Origin of the sequence: Citrobacter sp. CK198 (genome assembly GCF_030333295.1) — a bacterium.
GTDB classification, from domain to species: Bacteria; Pseudomonadota; Gammaproteobacteria; order Enterobacterales; family Enterobacteriaceae; genus Citrobacter_B; species Citrobacter_B koseri.
Map to the genome: position 1 here is coordinate 319,195 of NZ_JAOWGE010000036.1, position 17,777 is coordinate 336,971.

At 39.4% G+C, this 17,777-nt stretch carries 18 protein-coding genes; 8 read left to right on the plus strand and 10 right to left on the minus strand.

The features are described 5' to 3' along the window. Positions 1-16 precede the first annotated feature (16 nt). The 5 genes from OGY62_RS22495 to OGY62_RS22515 all read right to left on the minus strand — a co-directional run bounded on the left by OGY62_RS22495 (position 17) and on the right by OGY62_RS22515 (position 4,930). Positions 17-559: a 1,2-dihydroxy-3-keto-5-methylthiopentene dioxygenase gene (locus OGY62_RS22495; protein WP_012134737.1), complete on the minus strand. Its 543-nt coding sequence runs from the start codon at positions 557-559 to the stop codon at positions 17-19. Beyond that, positions 556-1,245, minus strand: coding sequence for an acireductone synthase (gene mtnC / locus OGY62_RS22500; RefSeq protein ID WP_071257972.1), 690 nt, complete (start codon positions 1,243-1,245; stop codon positions 556-558). Before mtnC ends, OGY62_RS22495 begins: the two co-directional genes overlap by 4 nt. Further along, entirely contained in the window at positions 1,242-1,856 is a 615-nt protein-coding gene (locus tag OGY62_RS22505; RefSeq protein WP_049011878.1) for a methylthioribulose 1-phosphate dehydratase, read from the minus strand. Before OGY62_RS22505 ends, mtnC begins: the two co-directional genes overlap by 4 nt. A 594-nt stretch (positions 1,857-2,450) precedes the next feature. Further along, positions 2,451-3,065 carry a YagU family protein gene (locus OGY62_RS22510; protein WP_024130867.1) on the minus strand — a complete coding sequence of 205 codons (615 nt, stop codon included), beginning with the start codon at positions 3,063-3,065 and terminating at the stop codon, positions 2,451-2,453. Between the two features lie 659 nt (positions 3,066-3,724). After that, positions 3,725-4,930, minus strand: coding sequence for a DUF4236 domain-containing protein (locus OGY62_RS22515; RefSeq protein WP_115181264.1), 1,206 nt, complete (start codon positions 4,928-4,930; stop codon positions 3,725-3,727). A gap of 554 nt (positions 4,931-5,484) precedes the next feature. On the opposite strand from OGY62_RS22515, the gene OGY62_RS22520 reads away from it, so the two are divergent. The 7 genes from OGY62_RS22520 (at position 5,485) to OGY62_RS22550 (ending at position 12,096) form a co-directional block, all read left to right on the plus strand. Then, positions 5,485-6,336, plus strand: a complete 852-nt coding sequence (locus tag OGY62_RS22520) for a DUF6387 family protein (protein WP_286460562.1) — start codon at positions 5,485-5,487, stop codon at positions 6,334-6,336. 100 nt (positions 6,337-6,436) lie between these two features. Then, positions 6,437-6,643 (plus strand): helix-turn-helix transcriptional regulator, encoded by a 207-nt coding sequence (locus tag OGY62_RS22525; RefSeq protein ID WP_033830513.1) that lies wholly within the window; start codon positions 6,437-6,439, stop codon positions 6,641-6,643. Positions 6,644-7,032: 389 nt separating this feature from the next. After that, positions 7,033-8,238, plus strand: coding sequence for a tyrosine-type recombinase/integrase (locus OGY62_RS22530; protein ID WP_071845379.1), 1,206 nt, complete (start codon positions 7,033-7,035; stop codon positions 8,236-8,238). Position 8,239: 1 nt separating this feature from the next. Beyond that, positions 8,240-9,553 (plus strand): site-specific integrase, encoded by a 1,314-nt coding sequence (locus tag OGY62_RS22535; RefSeq protein WP_286460567.1) that lies wholly within the window; start codon positions 8,240-8,242, stop codon positions 9,551-9,553. Further along, positions 9,550-11,181: a DNA-binding protein gene (locus OGY62_RS22540; RefSeq protein WP_286460569.1), complete on the plus strand. Its 1,632-nt coding sequence runs from the start codon at positions 9,550-9,552 to the stop codon at positions 11,179-11,181. Before OGY62_RS22535 ends, OGY62_RS22540 begins: the two co-directional genes overlap by 4 nt. Beyond that, positions 11,182-11,586: a hypothetical protein gene (locus OGY62_RS22545; RefSeq protein ID WP_047730223.1), complete on the plus strand. Its 405-nt coding sequence runs from the start codon at positions 11,182-11,184 to the stop codon at positions 11,584-11,586. It begins immediately after the preceding gene. A 96-nt stretch (positions 11,587-11,682) separates the two neighbouring features. Beyond that, positions 11,683-12,096, plus strand: coding sequence for a hypothetical protein (locus OGY62_RS22550; RefSeq protein ID WP_039021687.1), 414 nt, complete (start codon positions 11,683-11,685; stop codon positions 12,094-12,096). 57 nt (positions 12,097-12,153) lie between these two features. Here OGY62_RS22550 and OGY62_RS22555 read toward each other — a convergent pair whose 3' ends face one another. The 3 genes from OGY62_RS22555 to OGY62_RS22565 form a co-directional block, all read right to left on the minus strand. After that, a complete protein-coding gene (locus OGY62_RS22555) occupies positions 12,154-12,819 on the minus strand; it encodes a hypothetical protein (protein WP_286460572.1) in 666 nt (221 codons plus the stop codon). 305 nt (positions 12,820-13,124) lie between these two features. Continuing rightward, positions 13,125-14,396: a relaxase/mobilization nuclease domain-containing protein gene (locus OGY62_RS22560; RefSeq protein ID WP_286460574.1), complete on the minus strand. Its 1,272-nt coding sequence runs from the start codon at positions 14,394-14,396 to the stop codon at positions 13,125-13,127. Positions 14,397-14,406: 10 nt separating this feature from the next. Beyond that, positions 14,407-14,802, minus strand: a complete 396-nt coding sequence (locus OGY62_RS22565; protein ID WP_000230073.1) for a hypothetical protein — start codon at positions 14,800-14,802, stop codon at positions 14,407-14,409. 272 nt (positions 14,803-15,074) lie between these two features. On the opposite strand from OGY62_RS22565, the gene OGY62_RS22570 reads away from it, so the two are divergent. Continuing rightward, positions 15,075-15,386, plus strand: a complete 312-nt coding sequence (locus OGY62_RS22570; RefSeq protein ID WP_149005030.1) for a hypothetical protein — start codon at positions 15,075-15,077, stop codon at positions 15,384-15,386. A gap of 2 nt (positions 15,387-15,388) precedes the next feature. Here OGY62_RS22570 and OGY62_RS22575 read toward each other — a convergent pair whose 3' ends face one another. Both OGY62_RS22575 and OGY62_RS22580 read right to left on the minus strand, forming a co-directional pair. Beyond that, the gene (locus OGY62_RS22575) at positions 15,389-16,120 is read right to left on the minus strand and encodes a hypothetical protein (RefSeq protein ID WP_286460576.1); all 732 of its coding nucleotides are present in this window, start codon (positions 16,118-16,120) and stop codon (positions 15,389-15,391) included. Positions 16,121-16,157: 37 nt separating this feature from the next. Continuing rightward, a complete protein-coding gene (locus tag OGY62_RS22580; RefSeq protein WP_286460577.1) occupies positions 16,158-17,153 on the minus strand; it encodes a hypothetical protein in 996 nt (331 codons plus the stop codon). Between the last annotated feature and the right edge of the window lie 624 nt (positions 17,154-17,777).

Genomic DNA, 17,777 nt, shown 5'->3' on the forward strand with positions numbered 1-17,777 from the left:
TCGCCCGGCCAGATCGTTAAAGCAGGCGCGGATAGGCATCCGCAATGGCATCGCCGGTAAACTGCGCCACCCAGCCTTCCGGGTTATCGAAAATACGGATCGCGGTAAAGTTTGGCTCGGAGCCCATATCAAACCAGTGCGGCGTACCGGCGGGCACTGAAATCAGATCGTTTTTCTCACACAGCACCTGGTAAACCTGGTCGCCAATGTGCAGGCAAAACAGTCCTGCGCCTTCAACGAAGAAGCGCACTTCATCTTCGCCGTGGGTGTGTTCATTGAGAAACTTTGCACGCAGCGCCTCTTTTTGTGGATTGTCGGCGCGCAGGCTGATCACATCCCAGCTCTGATAGCCTTTCTCAGCAACCAGCTTATCAATCGCATGTTGATAGGCGGTGATCACCGTTTCTGGCGCGGGAGCCTGGCCTAAGTCGCGGTCTGCAACCCAGCGTTCGAAGCGGACGCCTTTCGCGTTGAGCTGTTGGGCGATCTCTGCGGCGTCGGTACTGTGCCACTGGGGCTGGCTGGCGTCTTTATCGGAATAAATAGTCAATGCGCTCATGAAAGGATCTGCTCCGGGTTAATGTCGTCGAATTGATGTACCTGGTGGTGGCGGCTGGCGCCATCACCCTCACCACGAATCAGTTGCAGGGTGCGAAGACCCGCCTCTTCAGCAGCGTCCAGCTCCTGATATACATCGGAGAGGAACAGGATTTGCGACGGCGCGACGCCGATATACGACGCGATATTGCGGTATGACTGCGTTTCTCGCTTTGCGCCGATATGGGTATCAAAATAGCCGCTGAACAGATGAGTAATATCACCTTCGTCGCTGTAGCCAAATAACAGTTTCTGCGCCGCAACGGAGCCGGAGGAATAAACATAGAGATCAATGCCTTGTGCTTTCCATTTCTCCAGCGCTGGCAGAACGTCCGGGTAGAGATGACCGGTGAAGTCGCCATTGACGTAACCATCGTGCCAGATAATGCCTTGCAGGGCTTTTAGCGCCGTTGATTTGCGATCTTCATCCATAAAGGCGAAAAGCGTTTCGATAAGTTCTGCGGTACTGGCGTCCGGCCGGGCAATCTCGTTGCGCAGATTATCAAGAATTGATTTTACCGGTTCGGCATACTGCCGGGCGGTGACAAACGCCGCCAGCCGCTCGCGCGCATAGGGGAACAGAACATTGTGAACAAAACGGATATCGCTGGTGGTGCCTTCAATATCCGTCACAATCGCGCGAATCATAATCTCTCCAGTTGTCGCAAACGCATTTCGCATTCAAATAAAAATTCCAGCCCCTCCAGATGACGGCGGGCCTCCTCCACTGAGCGTCCCCAGCAGGTTAAGCCATGACCGCGCAGAAGAAAACCGTAATTCAGAGAATGCTCTTGCGCGTAATGCGCAATACGTGACGCCAGCGCGTCGATATCCTGGTCGTTGTCGAACACTGGCACGCAGACGGTATCAAGATGGGTGGTCTGCCCGCTAAGCGACTTTTGCATTTCAAAACCGCTGATATATAGCTCCGGCGTTTTAACGATGCGCGAGAGCACCGTGGCGTTGACGGTGTGGACGTGCAACACCGCGTTTGCCTGGGGAAAGAGGCGATAAATCAGGGTATGCAGCCCGGTCTCCGCCGATGGTTTGCGACCGGACGGTGCGTGACTGGTGGCGATTTCCACCTGCAAAAAATCGTCGGTAGTCAGGTTGCCTTTATCTTTTCCCGACTCGCTGAGCCAGCAAAATGCGTCGTCCTGGCGGACAGACATATTGCCGCCAGTGGCGGGAGCCCAGCCTTTTGCCCCTATCCAGCGGCAGGTCTCGACCAGTTGTGTGAGTTGCAGGTTATCTGTCATCTTCCTTTTAGCCTCTCTCGGGGTCAGGAATGGAGTTTTTAGACATCTAAGCGTCTTGATTGCCAAATGCTAACATCGTGTTACGGCAGCAGCAACACAACTCTTCCGGGCAGGAGCAACAACGTTGTCCTGGTGGCAGTGTGACTGGTGGGGGAGGTGGTTGAGTTTGTCAGGAGCGGGAGTTTTGCGTATTGATTGATGCTTTCAATGGAAGCTGTAGGTTTGTCGCCCATAGCAGACCTGATAGCCCTTCGTTCAGGCCGCTTTTTGCCAGGAGGGGACATCCACTACAGGTATTAATCGGCAAGGTGCCGGTGATCCGCTTAAATGTTCAGGGAAGGCAATGCAGGAAGTGCGCGGGTTTTTATCATGTTATTTAACAGACCCAGATACCAGACATAAATCTCCTCCTTGATATTAAGAACATTCGGGGGCGCGGATGGAAAGTGGTTTATTCTCTTTTTCACAGAACAGGAATGTCAGAGCCGGGAAGAGGGGATTAGCGAGAGATTAAAACAGGCAACTCAGGAGTTCAGTAAATGGATACTAAAAAATGGCGCTGTGTTTGCGCCATTTTACCATATTAAGAATTTGTCACCGGCTTGTTCCCAAAGGGATCTCCGGGTCTGGTTGATGAGTAATCCTGTTACGCAGATCCCGACGGATAATTTCGATGGACCAGAACCAGATTAAATGTCCAAAAATCTCGGATACATTCTCATACCATGGAAGGTCAACCAAAGGTGGAGTCAGCCCCATGAGAGGGAAGGAAATCATATGGACGAAAAGCTGTGCCAGCGCACCAGCCAGCAAACCCTGCCAGAGTTTAATTTTGGGGAAAACTTCAGCAACAACACAGTAACCCACTGCGAAGACAATCGAAAAGATGATGTGTGTTACACCAACCCAGTTAAACACATGCCCGGCAAAGGTGTAGACGGCAGCGTTAGGATCAGCAAGCCCCATCCAGTCACGAAGGAAAATATAAGGGGGATTCAGGAAATTGCGGGAACAGTCAATTTGCCCGGCAGCCCTGATTAATGATTCCGGCCCGCATGCAGCAGTGAACATATCAGTCGGACTGCGGGGTGGCAAAGGTACTTCAGCGCCCCATTTAACAAATGCTGATACGATACCAGCGATTAACCCAATAAATGCAGCCAGGCCATAACGCCTGCGGTTTGGTGGAGTTTGTTCAAATATATTCATATTTCATCCGTTGAATTTCATCGTGTTAACATAATCATTTAGTAGTATTCATGAAAACCACCAAATGTAAAGATGTGTATGTGATTGTATGTTCCGTATTTGCGTCAGTAACTGGAAATTCCCAATCGAGTTGCTTTATATGGCGTAACAGGAAGGCTGTGAAAGTGGTGAGAGCGGCAAGGTCGTATGCGATCTACTGCAAGATTCTCATCAGTAGAATTAATAGAGTAGCAACCACGCCGCATGAAAGAGCATAGTACGGACAGCTGGCGTGCGAATATAGAATGTTGCCAGCCGCCGCAGATTGTATCTGCCCGGCATGACGGATCAATGTGTTTTAAGTATTAATGCCACGTCTTTTTGCTCAGGCTGGTTATAGCTGAAATAGCATGTGCTGAATCATCAAAAAGCCGGGTCAGTACAGGAACCCACTGCCTGTTTTTGTACTCAAGCACCAGATGTCCAGTCTGGTCTTTGCTGACGATGGCAAATGTCCTGAGTTCAGGCGTTGGAACAGGGAGAGCGGTTTTACCCCGAAGCTTCCCGTGCAAAAAACAGGCATAAAAAACCAACCGTAAGAGGTTGGTTTTTCCAAGGGATTTTGGTCGGCACGAGAGGATTTGAACCTCCTCCCCCCGACACCCCATATCTGCGATAAGTTAGGCTTGTACCAACGCATCAGATTCAGTGAGTGAGGTCTGATAGCGTTTTACTGCCTCAGCAAAGGCTTGCGCGGCATCTGCATTTGATACCATATATTCTTCAGTTACCCCTGTTTGAGAATGGAAAGTAATATTTCCATAAATGCAAATAGGGATTTGGTAGTTGTCTTTAAATCGACGGTCTGGCGAGCCATTCTTATTCGTTTTCGCCCATGTATGCCCATCTATGCGTGAATCACTGGGAACACCTTCTTCCTCATGGAATCTTCGATATTCTGAACTGACTTGTAATTCGCGTAAATCAATCAGAGCGAACGCCCCATCAGCTCGTGGTATGACTGCAACTCCCGGATAAAGCAAAATATCGTCGCCATTCACATTTTCAAACCGCATTGCACGACCTGTAAATTGAATGAGATCCGTTGAACTGAAATCAAAGGTAACTGGGTGACGATTAACAGACCGGGTTGCTAATGTTCTTTCAGCAAACTGGTCTGTAGCTTTATCTGCAGTAATATCCCATTTTTTGACACTCGATTTTAATATATCGAATGCACGGACCATTGCTGCATATGCGCGCTGTGAAGTATCACTGCTCTCGAAGGTTATGGCTATTTTTGTGTTGCCTTCCCAGGATATCAGGCGAGATATCTCAGCTTGCGTTAGGGGGAGTTCTGTCTCAAGTTCTGTGATGCGTCGTTTGTAAAACCAACGGAATAGACTTGATTTGCGTCGAACCAGCTCGTTCTTTTGTTTTGATTCTTCAGTAAGAGCCTCTTGTAGATCTGCTTTTATCTCTGCCCTTTGTTCTCGCGCTTTAGCAATCAAATCTCGTAAAGGTAAAAGGGAGGAACTTGTCAGGACTTCTACCGAAGCGCTGGAAATTTCATTCATGCCAGCCATGGGCATATATATTTTAGCGTTCGATGGGATGTTACTTGGGGATGCCTCCGGCATTCCAAAATGAGGTTCTGTGGAGGACGGAGTTAATGGATTGGTAACAGAGTGCCCATCACCATAGGGCAGGGTAGGTGTAGTATAAGATAAGCCTGTACCCGGTAGTCCGACGGTCGCTCTGAGTCCTTTTTTCCCAACATTGACAGTTGCACCAGGTACACCGATGCTTGCGCTTATTCCACGCTTACCAATGTTGAGCCTAACGCCAGGAAACAGAGTAAAGGTTTGTCTGAAACGAAGAGACATGAAGTTATCCCTATGTAGTTTTGTGCACCAAAGTTCGAAATGTTTTTATATGAACATTGAGCTGATACAAAAGCCTATCCTTAGCTCATCTTCATACTGCCATGATGCGGCGGTTTGCTTGCTGGTGAAGTAAAACAAAAAAGCCCGCATTAGCGGGCTTTTTTGTCACTCGGGAGCCGCGGCTCCTTTGCGTATCCTTTTTTGTCCCCTCACCGTCTGGTCGGTGTCTTGCCGAGACCGCTAACTTCCTGTTTTTATTAGTGCTGTCCTGGTACTGTCCAATCATGATGGCTGGCGTCCCTGTAACTAGATATCTATTTGATTGAATTTTCTAGATAACTGTTGTTTCTGACTTTATCTTTGGTTCTATAAAGGAACCTTAAATCGTAACGGCATGAACCCCTGAAAATAGTCCGTTGGCAAACTGTATCAAAAAATATCAAACCTCTTGGTTCAACTTCCTGATGTCATCTGAACTCATTTCATTGGTCTTCCTTTAACATGTCGATTACGTTAGCTACATACATTAAGTCTTCCGCCTGTTGGAGATTGTTATGAAAAACTGGTCAGTTGAGCATACGAGAGAGGTGAAGAAGTGGCTGGATATAGATACATATCGAGGATTCGAAGAGCTTCCGCTTATACACCTCTACCATGAATTGCTGGCAAGGACATTGTTCTTCAAACCATATCATGAAGAATTTGAAGCAGAAGCGGTCAGACTTTACATTGAGCGGATTTTCATCGGAAAACCGTTTCTTATTACAGAACAACATCTTGGATACCTCACAAGAGAAGATACCCTTTACCAGCCACCTCACTTCTATCTGACAACAACTGAAAGACTGGCGCAACTCAGTATTGTGGGGCTGCGAAATTCACTTTTCTTCTGGGAGGGAGGGGATGAGTACTCGGTTAACCGTGAACTCCTCGATAGCCCTGTTTCAGAAGCTCTCCCCAAGTTGTTCAGGGATACTGTCATGGTCGAAATCGATCTTGCAAACGGGACAGATGAAGAGATCGCTGAATCACTCAAAGCTGCGCTACCTCAATGGCGTAAAGTACGGGGCATCGAAGCCGATACATCTGATTCGATCAGGTTTGGCTATGGCACCATCAAGAAAATCATCAATTACAGACTCATTCCTATGATTGACATCTTGGTATGGTCAAAATTGCATAAAGTACGTATATCAGAAGACCGCCTTTCCCGCCTGTTGTATAGAGATGACGATGATGAGATCAACACTCGCCTGAACCACCAAATCAGGGATACGGACAAACCACTTGCTTTGAAGGCGGCGAGTATACCTTTTATTCGCCAGTTTCATCTGTTCATCAACAAGAACAGCCATTTGAAAAAGATCAGAGTTTCAGAGGTGATGAAAATCTCAGATTCTGACTAAGGCTAACCTCTATTAGCTCTGGCGTTCTCAGCTTCTGTCTCTTTCTTGCTGATTCATTCGTATAGTCATTCCCATCAAAACGACACAAGAGGAAGCGACTATGAATCAGCACAATACCCGCCTTATTCGTTTACCAGAAGTTCTCCATCGAACCGGTTATGGTAAAGCCTGGATCTATCACCTAATCAGCAAAGGATGTTTCCCATCACCAGTAAAAATTGGATCTCGTGCAGTTGCTTTCATTGAAAGTGAAGTGGAAGAGTGGATTCAATTAACTATCGAGAATTCAAGAAAGCATGTTGCTTAAGAGGAATGTTGCTACATCGATCTTTTAACTTTTAATAATGTTAAGGAAATAAATTTAGAGACCTTATAAGTTCACTGACTGAGTTTCAAAAAAAACGAGGTTTTGTAAAGTTTCAATCTAAAAAATTACTATATTTAACGTAATTCTTTACCTTTTTTCTGGCAGAGCTTTTGCTATAAGGTTTAGAGATGGTTTTCTTAATATCGGGTATGGATACAATATGCTAGCCGTACCTGTTTCTTTCACGTGAAAGAAATTTTTTTAAATAATTAAATTGACTATAAAAAAACCAAATATGACAAAAAAATTTGCAAAATTTAAATTGATAAAATAAAGATAAGCCGTAGTGATTACTAAATGTAAAGTTTTCGGAGGGTTGATAATTATTTATGTCATATAAAATTAAAAAATTTGTGATGAGTAATGGTGAAAGAGGGTGTTTGATTCTCGATAAGGAGACACAATTACCAGTTTACTATCAAAACCTTTATCTCACAACAAATGTTAGGAACAGAAGTGCGACAGCATCAACGCTAGAAATAGTCGCAACAAACCTACTTATACTAAGCAATTTCCTAAAAAGCAGGAACATAAATATCATTGATAGGATTGAAACCAAGGGGTTCTTAAATGTAGCTGAAGTAGATGATTTGATAAGGTATGCAAGGCAGAGATTCGATAAGCAAAAGATTACGAATGTAAGATTGATAAAAATGGAACAGGTTGCTAAAAGAACTTTCAGTTATAGGATTCATGTTTTTTCGAGCTATCTTAATTGGCTGTGCGGATTACTTCATTCTATTAAGGGAATTCATGCTAAATATGAAGTCGAGGGTTTCATAGAAAGTATTAAAGCCCATCTTCCGCTAAATAAATCACTTGGCGTGAATGACAGAAAAGATAAATCTCTAAGTGAAGAACAAATAAAAACTTTATTTAAGCTGTTGGAAGTGGAAGGAAGCCAAAATCCTTTCCAGAAGGAGGTTCAGGTGAGAAACAGACTCATTTTTACCTTACTGTTGAATTGTGGTTTAAGAGCAGGAGAGCTATTAAATTTAAAAGTTAATGATTTCTCTCCTAGAAATTACACACTCAATATTTTCAGAAGACACGATTGCATTGAAGATCGAAGGCTGAATCAACCTTTAGTCAAAACTGGTGAAAGGGAAATTCCATTGTCGGACGAGTTAGCAATGGAGGTTTTGGATTACATAAATAACTATAGAAATAAATACACCAAAAAGAAGACGCATGACTTCCTGTTTGTTACACACAGTTCATGTAAAACAATAGGGGAGCCTTTATCTGTTTCCGCATATGAAAAGATAATTTCGACTATTAAAAAATCAAGCCCGGTATTAAAAAATTTATCAGGTCATAAACTGAGGCATTCCTGGAACTATTTTTATTCAAATGAAATTGATGATTCGAATTTAGACATTAGCCGAAAATCAGGGTTAAGGTGCTATCTCATGGGATGGTCAAAAGATTCAAGGATGTCAGAAAATTATAATTTCAAACATATATCAATAAAAGAAAAAGAAGTTATTGAAAAGGTTTATGACTCTTTAAGAAAAATAACTAAGGAGGTATGAAATGAAAGCAAATGTATTAAAAAAAGATAATAGATTATTTTCAATGATGACGGGGTATAGCTTCAGAATCTCTGATAGTAAATGGCAATTAGATATAAATAATTGTGTTTACCCATATAAAGTTGCCGATAAAATGCCAGAGTCGATGCGTGTTGGTTACCTTAATACTTTGGCATATTTTTCGTCTGAATATAGTGCAGGTTATATAAAGAATATAAACCATATCTTTAGTCAATGGCTAAGATTGATGGATTTTGAAATGATTAATTCCAAAGCGGTTTATCAATTTAATGTTAGCTTAGGCCCTGAGAAAAACTATATGCTAAATTCAATAAAGAACTTCCTTAGTAAATGGAAAAAACTCGGTTATGAAGGAGTTGATAACTCAGCTCTAAGGATGCTGGAAAAAATAAGTATTAAACCTAATTTAACAGGGGAGGCCGTTAAACGAAGAGATCCGAATAGTGGACCATTAACGGAAGAAGAGATGAAAATCATACTTGAAAGTATCAGCAACTTGTTGAAAGAAGATAAAATCCCTCTGTTTATTTATTGCTACATTATTCTATTAGCAACAACGGGAAGGAGGCCATTACAGTTAACTTCGTTAAAAGCAAAAGATCTCATCAGAACGGGAGAAAATTGCTTTCTAAAAATACCGAAAGTAAAACAAAGGAAGGACTTTAGAAGTGAGTTCAGCTTGGTAAGTATCGATGACTCCCTTTATGAGAAACTAACAACCTTGGTTAATATGAATCAAAAACATATTGAAGATAGCGTTAGTCAGAGTATGGACCATATAAAAAATGAATTACCTATATTTATGGACACTAAAAAATCTTTATCAATTCATTCCGATAAAAGTTTAGATACAATCATGGCAACTGATTTTCTACATATGAGGAATTCTTTTATCTCAAACAAACTAAGTAATTTGACTACTAAATTCAACATTAGGTCATCAAGTAATAACGATCATATACGACTTAATGCAAGACGATTCAGGTATACCCTGGGAACTCGTTTAGCAAAGGAAGGAGCATCAGTTGAAGTAATCGCGAAAGCATTAGACCATAAATCTATAAACTCATCAGGGATATACGTAAAAAATTGTCCAGACAATGTTCATGATATAGACAAGATGCTTAATCCTTTTTTTGAACCGCTATCAAAGATATTTCTTGGAGAAGAAAAATCAAAAAACAAGAAGCTCTTTACTGAATATGTTTTAAAAACGTTCGGTTTTTTTAATATTAAAAACGACCAAATTGAATGTTTCACTTGTAAAAACTTTAGACCCTGGAGTTCCCAATGACCAATATCATTTTATTCGAGCCAGCAAATGCTAATAATCCGAGTTCAAATGTTGATGAATTTATTGAATTTTGTAAGAGTAATATTTTCAACTCGAAGTTAGCGATTTCATGGGAAAGTAATGTATGGAAGAGATATTATAGATTCAATAAATTTGACATGAATAATAATCGAAATAGCAAAGATAGATTAGATGGTAGTTTCATTGATTTTGCTAAAGCTTATATGTTTCATATTCACTCGTTTAGCAAGTCAAAGTCAAACCAGAATACTTTGTCAATGTTGAAAATCATAGAGTTTGTTTTATTGAAATCATACGGTGAAGCTAATGTTATTAAGTGTAATAATAACATATTTGATGAATGTGCAAGGATAGCATCTGCCAAATATTCAAAAGTACTAGCAGTTGGAATTGGTAAAGAACTTGAGAAACTATGTTTATTCTTAACTGAAAATAGAATGACGACATCATCATACTTTTTCTGGGTAAATCCGTTGAGGCATAAAATAACTCAGAGCTGGAAAGGTTATGAGCCTTCACTCGAAGGACACTCAAAACTACCAGACATAAAATCCGTAATAGCTATTGCTGAGATTTTCTCAAAAGATGAAAGCCAATTGTCTACAAGGGACATTTTTACTACTTCTGTTCTTGCACTACTCATGTGTGCTCCAGGAAGAATTTCAGAAATTTTAAGTCTTCCAGCGGATTGTGAGATTACTGAAAAAGATGACAAAGGCATTGAACGATATGGTTTAAGATTTTTTTCAGCAAAGGGTTATGCTGGGGATATCAAATGGATTCCTACAGTAATGGCCCCTATAGCTCAAAAGGCGATAGCCCGATTAAAAAAACTGTCCAGCAATGCAAGGTTTGCCTCAAGGACAATGGAAGGCCAAGGCACTGATCCATCCAAATTTGCACTCGTTACCACAAAGCCTCAGAATTTTCCTTGGTATGATGAAGAAAAAAGAATTAAATATTCAAATGCTTTATGTCTTTTATTTGACAGGCAACTGTGTCAGAAGACAAGAAAAGATTTTACATCTTTTTTCAAACCCACGGCTGAGTTTTTTAGAATGGATATTAATGCTTTTGCAAGTATTAAAGGCACAACAAACCTGTTCAAAAGACACGGATATATCAATGAGGATGGTATTCCATATTCTATTAGAACTCATCAAATAAGGCATCTGCTGAATACTTTTTCTCAAATTAATGGCATGGATGAGTTCAGCATCGCTCGATGGTCTGGAAGAAAGTTGGTCTCACAAAATGTTTCCTATGATCACCGATCACACTTACAAATGACTAAGCTCATAAGAGAAAAAACGACAATCGAGGCAAGTAATAGGCATAGAAAAAAAGAAATAGCTATCATGGATATAACTGATTTCGATTCATTGAATGATGGAGCTGTGCTCGTTACTAAGCATGGTTACTGCAAGCACTCATATGCTTTTGACATATGTGGTTATTATCCAATACAAGACTCTGGAAGGGATGATGATCGACTATTGGTAATTCATAATAAAATTATTGAAAAAACTTATGATGATAAAAATGATGGGAATGTCAATGCTGAAAAATGGTATGAGTTTCAAAATAAAATTATAAAAGGAGAGTAAATGGCTAAACATATTACTGGTTATGATGAAAAAAGCATAACAAATGTTATAAATAACTGGAATAAAGATGAGAAGCTAACCTGGGATGCTTTATGCGACAAGTTAGTAAAGATCATTGGTAAGAGACCTTCAAGACAATCTTTAAGTAGTCATGTCAAGGTTTCGGATTGTTTTAATTCAAAAAAGAAGATTCTCAAGCTTGGTATTAAAAAAACATGTTCTATTAAACCTGCCAATTTAGAAATCGCTTGTCAGAGAATAAAAAGGCTCGAAACTGAAAACGAAGCTTTGATAGCATTAAATAACAGATATTTAGAGCAGTTCAAGATATGGCTTTATAATTCTCATTTGAAGCAAATAACTGTTGAAGAGCTTAATAGACCCTTGCCTGTAAAAGATATTTAAATATAATTTGATAGGTTTTAACTATTGACATCATTAATAATTATGATATTTCTTTAATTGTCAGGAAGACAAAAATAAATTGCAAGGATGCATATTATGAAAAAAATAAATATTAATCTCATGGAAAGGTATCTTCTTCTGCTTGATCGATTCGTTGATAAACTTACGGAATCAGGCTTTGAAGAACAGGAAATTATAGAGCAATCATATCTGTTTTGTGCCGGGTTTTACATTAAATACCAGCCTGAAATAGAAAAGCTAACTTTTTCAAACAGGGAGGTCGTTTTAACCTTTCTGCTACTTTCATATTATAGTCATATAAATAAACTGGATGATAATTTGATCAACAAAGAGCGTATGAAGCATGTATGTTCTTCATTGATTAACTTTATAGTCAGTAATGGTAGCCGAACAGAGAAAGTCTATGCTAATGAGAAAAAGAAATATGAGGCTTCGACCCTAAAAAGAGGATTATCCATCAAAGAGAAGAAAAGAAAATATGGATTGTGATTATTTTAAAAGCCCGTAGTAGGAATCTACGGGCTAACTCTTTGTTGCTTATAATTTTTAGCTTTTTACTAAATCGATAAGATTTCTGAGTTCATGATCAAACCTCTCGCTTCTTCTTTTAACCCATTTAATACAAACGAAACTTCCGATCCTTGAGAGGAAATATGTAAACCACATATACTTGTGCTCATCCCACACATATCCGTCTTTGAATCCTACGAGCAATGAACAAAATGCAATGAATGAAGCCATGCAGAGCAAAGTGAAGAGAATATAAAACCACTTCGGAACAGGCATTGCTCTGAAGAAAGATGCCGTCGAAGCATTATGAAATAGCATTGTCAGAAAAGCGGGGATAATAATGGTTTTCCTTTTTAAGTTTACCTCGTTTTCACCTGTGTTCTTATTAATAATTAGGGCATTATTATGAACATAACATGAGCTATTTTTACCATACTGACGAAGCTCGTATTTATGGATAGTGTGTGAACTTCTGAACGGGATACCGTAGTCGGGAATCTGCCTCTCATCCCCAGCGTTGCTTTTTACCGAGATCTGGTTATTGCCTGGGTTGGAATCAATGACAGTGCCAGAGAAAGTCTCAACAAACGTGTAAGTTTCACCAAAAAGATCAAACCTGGGGGCCGTAATCTCTGCTTTCCGACGATCAGAAAGACTAACGTTGACTTCTTCATTGCGGTGTTTCGTGGTGGAGATACTCATACAAGTTCCTTTGTGTTAGATGTGAAATTCATATTCGATGTATGAAGAAATCAGGGACTACAGATGAGATGGTATCTGCCATTTCAAAACCTGCATGTTAGTTGACTACGTAAATAGGCTAGTTAAATCAGTCTGTTATATTTTTTGGTGTGAAATCACATTTTGACTGGGTTTACAGGAAAGGCAAATCACTTGTACCGATCGATTAAAGATTAATGATAGATATTGACTATCAACACTAGAATATCGATCGGTATAAACGATCGATTGATTGGCCTGTATCTATCCAAAAAGGCTTGCCAGCCCTACATTGAAAGCGAAGCTCTTCTGGATTGAGGTGCTGATACAATAAGATTTTTTTTGGGGAGAGGCGTTATCTCTATCACTCTCACGCCAGTGATGGTTTTGTATTTTAGAGGGCGTTTAAGGGTTGGGATTTTGAGGTTTTTGAAGATGGTAATAATGGTATTGAGATAGGGGATGGTTTCTAACCATCTGAACATTGAAACCATATAGCTTCGCTTAGAGGCTTCTTTTACCGCTTCGGTTGCAAACGCTCCTTGAGCACCAGCGCCTGGTTCTGAGTGAAGCTGTTTGACTGAAGCGTTAGTGAATTCGTCCTGACAAGCAGCTCGGTTATCGAGGATAAGTGCTTCTATGGGGCGGTTAACGTATTCTGTCATGATTTCAGGAGCATCTGTAGTTATGGCCATATCATGAGTTGCACTAACAGATGTTTCTCTGACAGAGGATTTCAGTTTAAACAGGAAAGCATTATCGCGTTCCGGCTGATAATCGAGTTTGTCCTGTAAAGCCGTCCAGGAATAGCCTTTGCCAAGCTGAGATGCTTTGAAAGCAATCCCGTCGTATTCGAATGAGAAGCCGTTCATGCGTCCGGTAGAAGCGATGTTCGGGATTGCTCTGATGTTTTGTGCGACAAGCTGATGCACAAACTCAGTGGTTGACGGTTTATCGGCAAGGAATACTTCCAGAGCGTTTTGGATGATGGTTTTCGGGCATAGCTGACCAGTCCTTTTCTCCATCATCAGTTCATTACGGGATTTTTTGAGCTTCGGTTTAGGTGAGGGCGCTGCTGGAGATGCTTTCGATCCTTTGGTTCTTGTCAGATTGTAATCTCTTTCAAGTTGCTGAACTATTCTCGTGCTTGCCAGGTTCTCATTCCTGCCGAGGTAGAGCTTTCCGGCATCAAGAGACACTCTGCTGGCGATGATATGGATGTGCTGGCCATCTTCGTCGTCATGTAGGACGTAGCATCTGAGATGCGTTTCAGAGAAGTCCATACGCTTCATGTAGTCATCAGCGATGATTGCCCATTCTGAATTTGTTAACGCTTCGTTCTTCGGCAAACGAAGCGAATTGTGCCATACCGCTTTAATGACTTCTGGACGAAGCGCTTTAGTCGCATTGAATTCTGCAATCAACTCTCCGACATCGCTTCCATCCATGTTCCCGCCAATCACTATCGGATCTTTTTTATGATGAGAAGCTGGTTTTAATGCGTAAAGCACTACACCAGCGAAGCTCTTACCCCTGCGGATTTTTTGCATTCCCTTCATTGGCAGACCTTTACAGGTCAGCGGTAATTAAATGCAAGCGAAGCTCTGAGACATGACGCTTTACGGCGAAGAGTTCAGTTTGCGTCAGAGAGCTTTCATAGCTCTTGCTATCAAGGTGAGCCACAAGCTTGTTCAGCTTCTGCGAAATCTCACCAAGGGTTTTCCAGGCTTCAATATTGATAGCTGGAACGACAGCAGGAAGTTTATTAAGTAAAGATAAGCGAAGCCACTCGCCTTTACGATGACTGCCACGTTTCTCATTGAGAAGCGTTAGCTCTTCATCATTTAATCTGACACTGACGCAATGAGAACGAAGCTGATTGTGTGAGAGCTTCGCTTCGTTAACGCTTCCATTACGGGAATGTTTACTCACAACGATCTTATTAAAAGTATTATTTTCGACCATATAAACTCCTTTTCATATAATTAGATAAAAGCATATTCCTTATGCTTAATTTATTTATATTACAGAAGTAAATAATGTCAATGCAGTGTGTTGATTTTGCTTTTAATTTTTTTTCAACCGAAGGGCGAAAAAAACAAGGGGAACTCGAAGAAGCAGCGTAGCGCTTCGATGAGTTAGCCCTTGCTTATTATCATTAAGGTTGACAAAACTTAATGTTGTTATATATCTAAATAAAAGGTTGTAATTTAATTTTATATATGAGGGTGGATAATGTGGAAAGTAAAAATGAATTAAAGTTATCTTGTGTTTATAAAATGTTAATCTCTAAATCTGAAGTGTTATCAGAAAAAGCTGATGGTGAAGCTGAATACAATGAAAAATCACGTTTAAGAAATATGGTTTGGTGGCTCGATAATAGAGCCACATGGATTGCTCACTGTATAGCTGCTATCGGTGATGTCTCAATTAATGAAGCAGTGATTGAACTTCAATTGATTATTACATCACCGTCCAAAGGGTGTTGTGGTGAAAACCCTTGGTCAAGAGGGTTAGAGTATCTGCAATCTGACAAATTAATAATGTGAGCCTATATTGCATTTTTTAATTCTATTTCTAACATTGTTGAGTCTATTACGCCACCTAACTCTGTTCCTCCTTTCCAAACGATTCCATTGTAAATGTAATACAATGGAGTTATTTCATTCTCATTTGGGTTTATCTTTAAAAAATAGTTTATTTTTTTTGTTTTTATAAGATCAAATATAATTACATAAGGAAAATTCTTGCTTGTATTGATCATTTCATTGAATGTTTGTTCACTTGGATAATGAGTATTTATAACTTCAATAGCAACACAAGGTTCAAAAATAGACATTGAAAGTTTTTTAGTTTCCCCAAAAACATCATGCCTTACAATCGTAGTTGAAGACGTAATTCGGTTTATTTCTCGACCCCATGAATAATCCTCAAGAATAAATTTCGGTTCCCTTTCTAATTTGTGATCAATAAAAACACCAACCATAACTTTCCATTTTGTTTTCATTTTTAGGCTTTTAAGGATTTCATCTATTCTTTTATTATGTAATGGGTCGCTTTCAACATTAATCACCGTTCTGACTTGCGATTTATCTGGTGCATAAAAGTGAGGTTTTTTATTCTCTGGCAAACGCGGTCTTAACCTTACGGATTCTGAATCATCCATCAAGAATTCCGTTTTGGCAGTGTGCAATACATTTTTATAAATCAAATCTTCTGGTTTTATAAAACACTTGATACCATCTTTATAATAAATAGCTTGTTTATACTCTAACTTGCTCATTATTAAGTATACCCTTTTGTTGATTATGTGATTATGATTATAAATTTTGATCAAGTTTAAGCTTGATAAACATTATAAACAAATCACGAGTCTGTTCTAGCGGCAGATCATTAATTTCAATTTTATCGCCATGAAAAAAAGAATCTCTTATTTTTTTTAATTCTTTGAATTCTTTTATCTTATCATCTATCTCAGCAATGTTATAATATGATGCTAATAAGATAAATTTGTCCATTAGCCTATATTTTCCTTCCATCATAACAAACATTCGATCAATAAACTGCTGGTTTATCTCTGGATTTTTGGTTTTCTCTTTAGCAAAGTCAATTAGTTTGTTGAAATTTTGTTTGAAATTCTTAGCTATAAAAATCTCTAAGCATGTCCAAGCGGAAATAAAACTATGTAATCTACCAACCTCATCTGGTATAAGCGAGTTATGGAATAAATCTAATATCGATCCTAAATTTTCATCATTATAAAACTTTTTGGTCAAATAAATTATTGAGTCTAGTTCTCCTCTTGTCAGTTCACTCATCGTGGGGCCGTCAATAATTTTTGATGTAGAGATTTTTTTTACAATTTTATTTTCTACTTCGATGAAGAGTCCCTCGTCAATCAATTCGTATTCAGGAGAAATATTAGAGTTTCGACATAATGAAAAAGCCGTAGTTAGAGAACTTAATATTTTTGATTCAATTTCTTTATAAGGTGGTTTTCCCCAGAATAGATCAGCATCACTGGTGTCTATTTCTTTCAAATCAATGCTAATGCTCAGCTCTATAATGGCACTGTTACTATACATTAAATCTAACGTATTTATTTTGCTATTAACATATTCTCTTTTAGTTTTAGATTGTGAATCATAGTCTTTATTTAAGTTCAAAAACAGGTTGTAATAATTTGCTTTGAATTCGCTATATCCTAATATTTTAATCGAAGCATTACTGTCATTAAAAATCCTTTCACTGAAATTCGATGCTAAATTCCAAATCCCTTTGCACCTTAGATACTTAATATATTTAACATTAGTCATTATTTATCTTCACTTAATAAAGTATATGAAATGTAGTACTTTTAACTCAAAATGATTAACAAACTCATAATAATTAACCCCTTATTAATTCGATATATTTTTAACCAGAATTAACCTTGTTCTTTTTTCGTATGTAGTTGTAAGCTGCTGTAAATAGTGTATCTATTGAGTGAAGGTGAGTAAATAGCCAATGTGTGGTTTTTTGTTCCTTGGAAAGTTAGTTATCTACTCTATCGAACCGCAACGACATTCCCCAAAAAGTATCCCATCAGTAAACAGTAATCCGTATGGAAATCACTTTATGCCTCTACTTTAAAAAGATAATGCTTAAATTTAAGTACTGCTGCATCATTCGCTTGTAGTTTGTGATTTATGCTTACGTTGATAAGAATTGCACCCATAATTGTCCTCTCATAAGAAGTAAAATGTTCATACTCACCTCCAACAGCTTATCATCTATCTTCTCTACGTTGCTCAACGTGTTGAAAGCGATTGTAGGCTTCCCTGACATCTATGGTGTAAACGATACTGGCCAACGCTTCTTCACTTAAGTCAGTATAGAATCCTTTCGCATTGTGATTACTGAAGGGATACATCTCATATTATGAGCCACCGACAACCCAT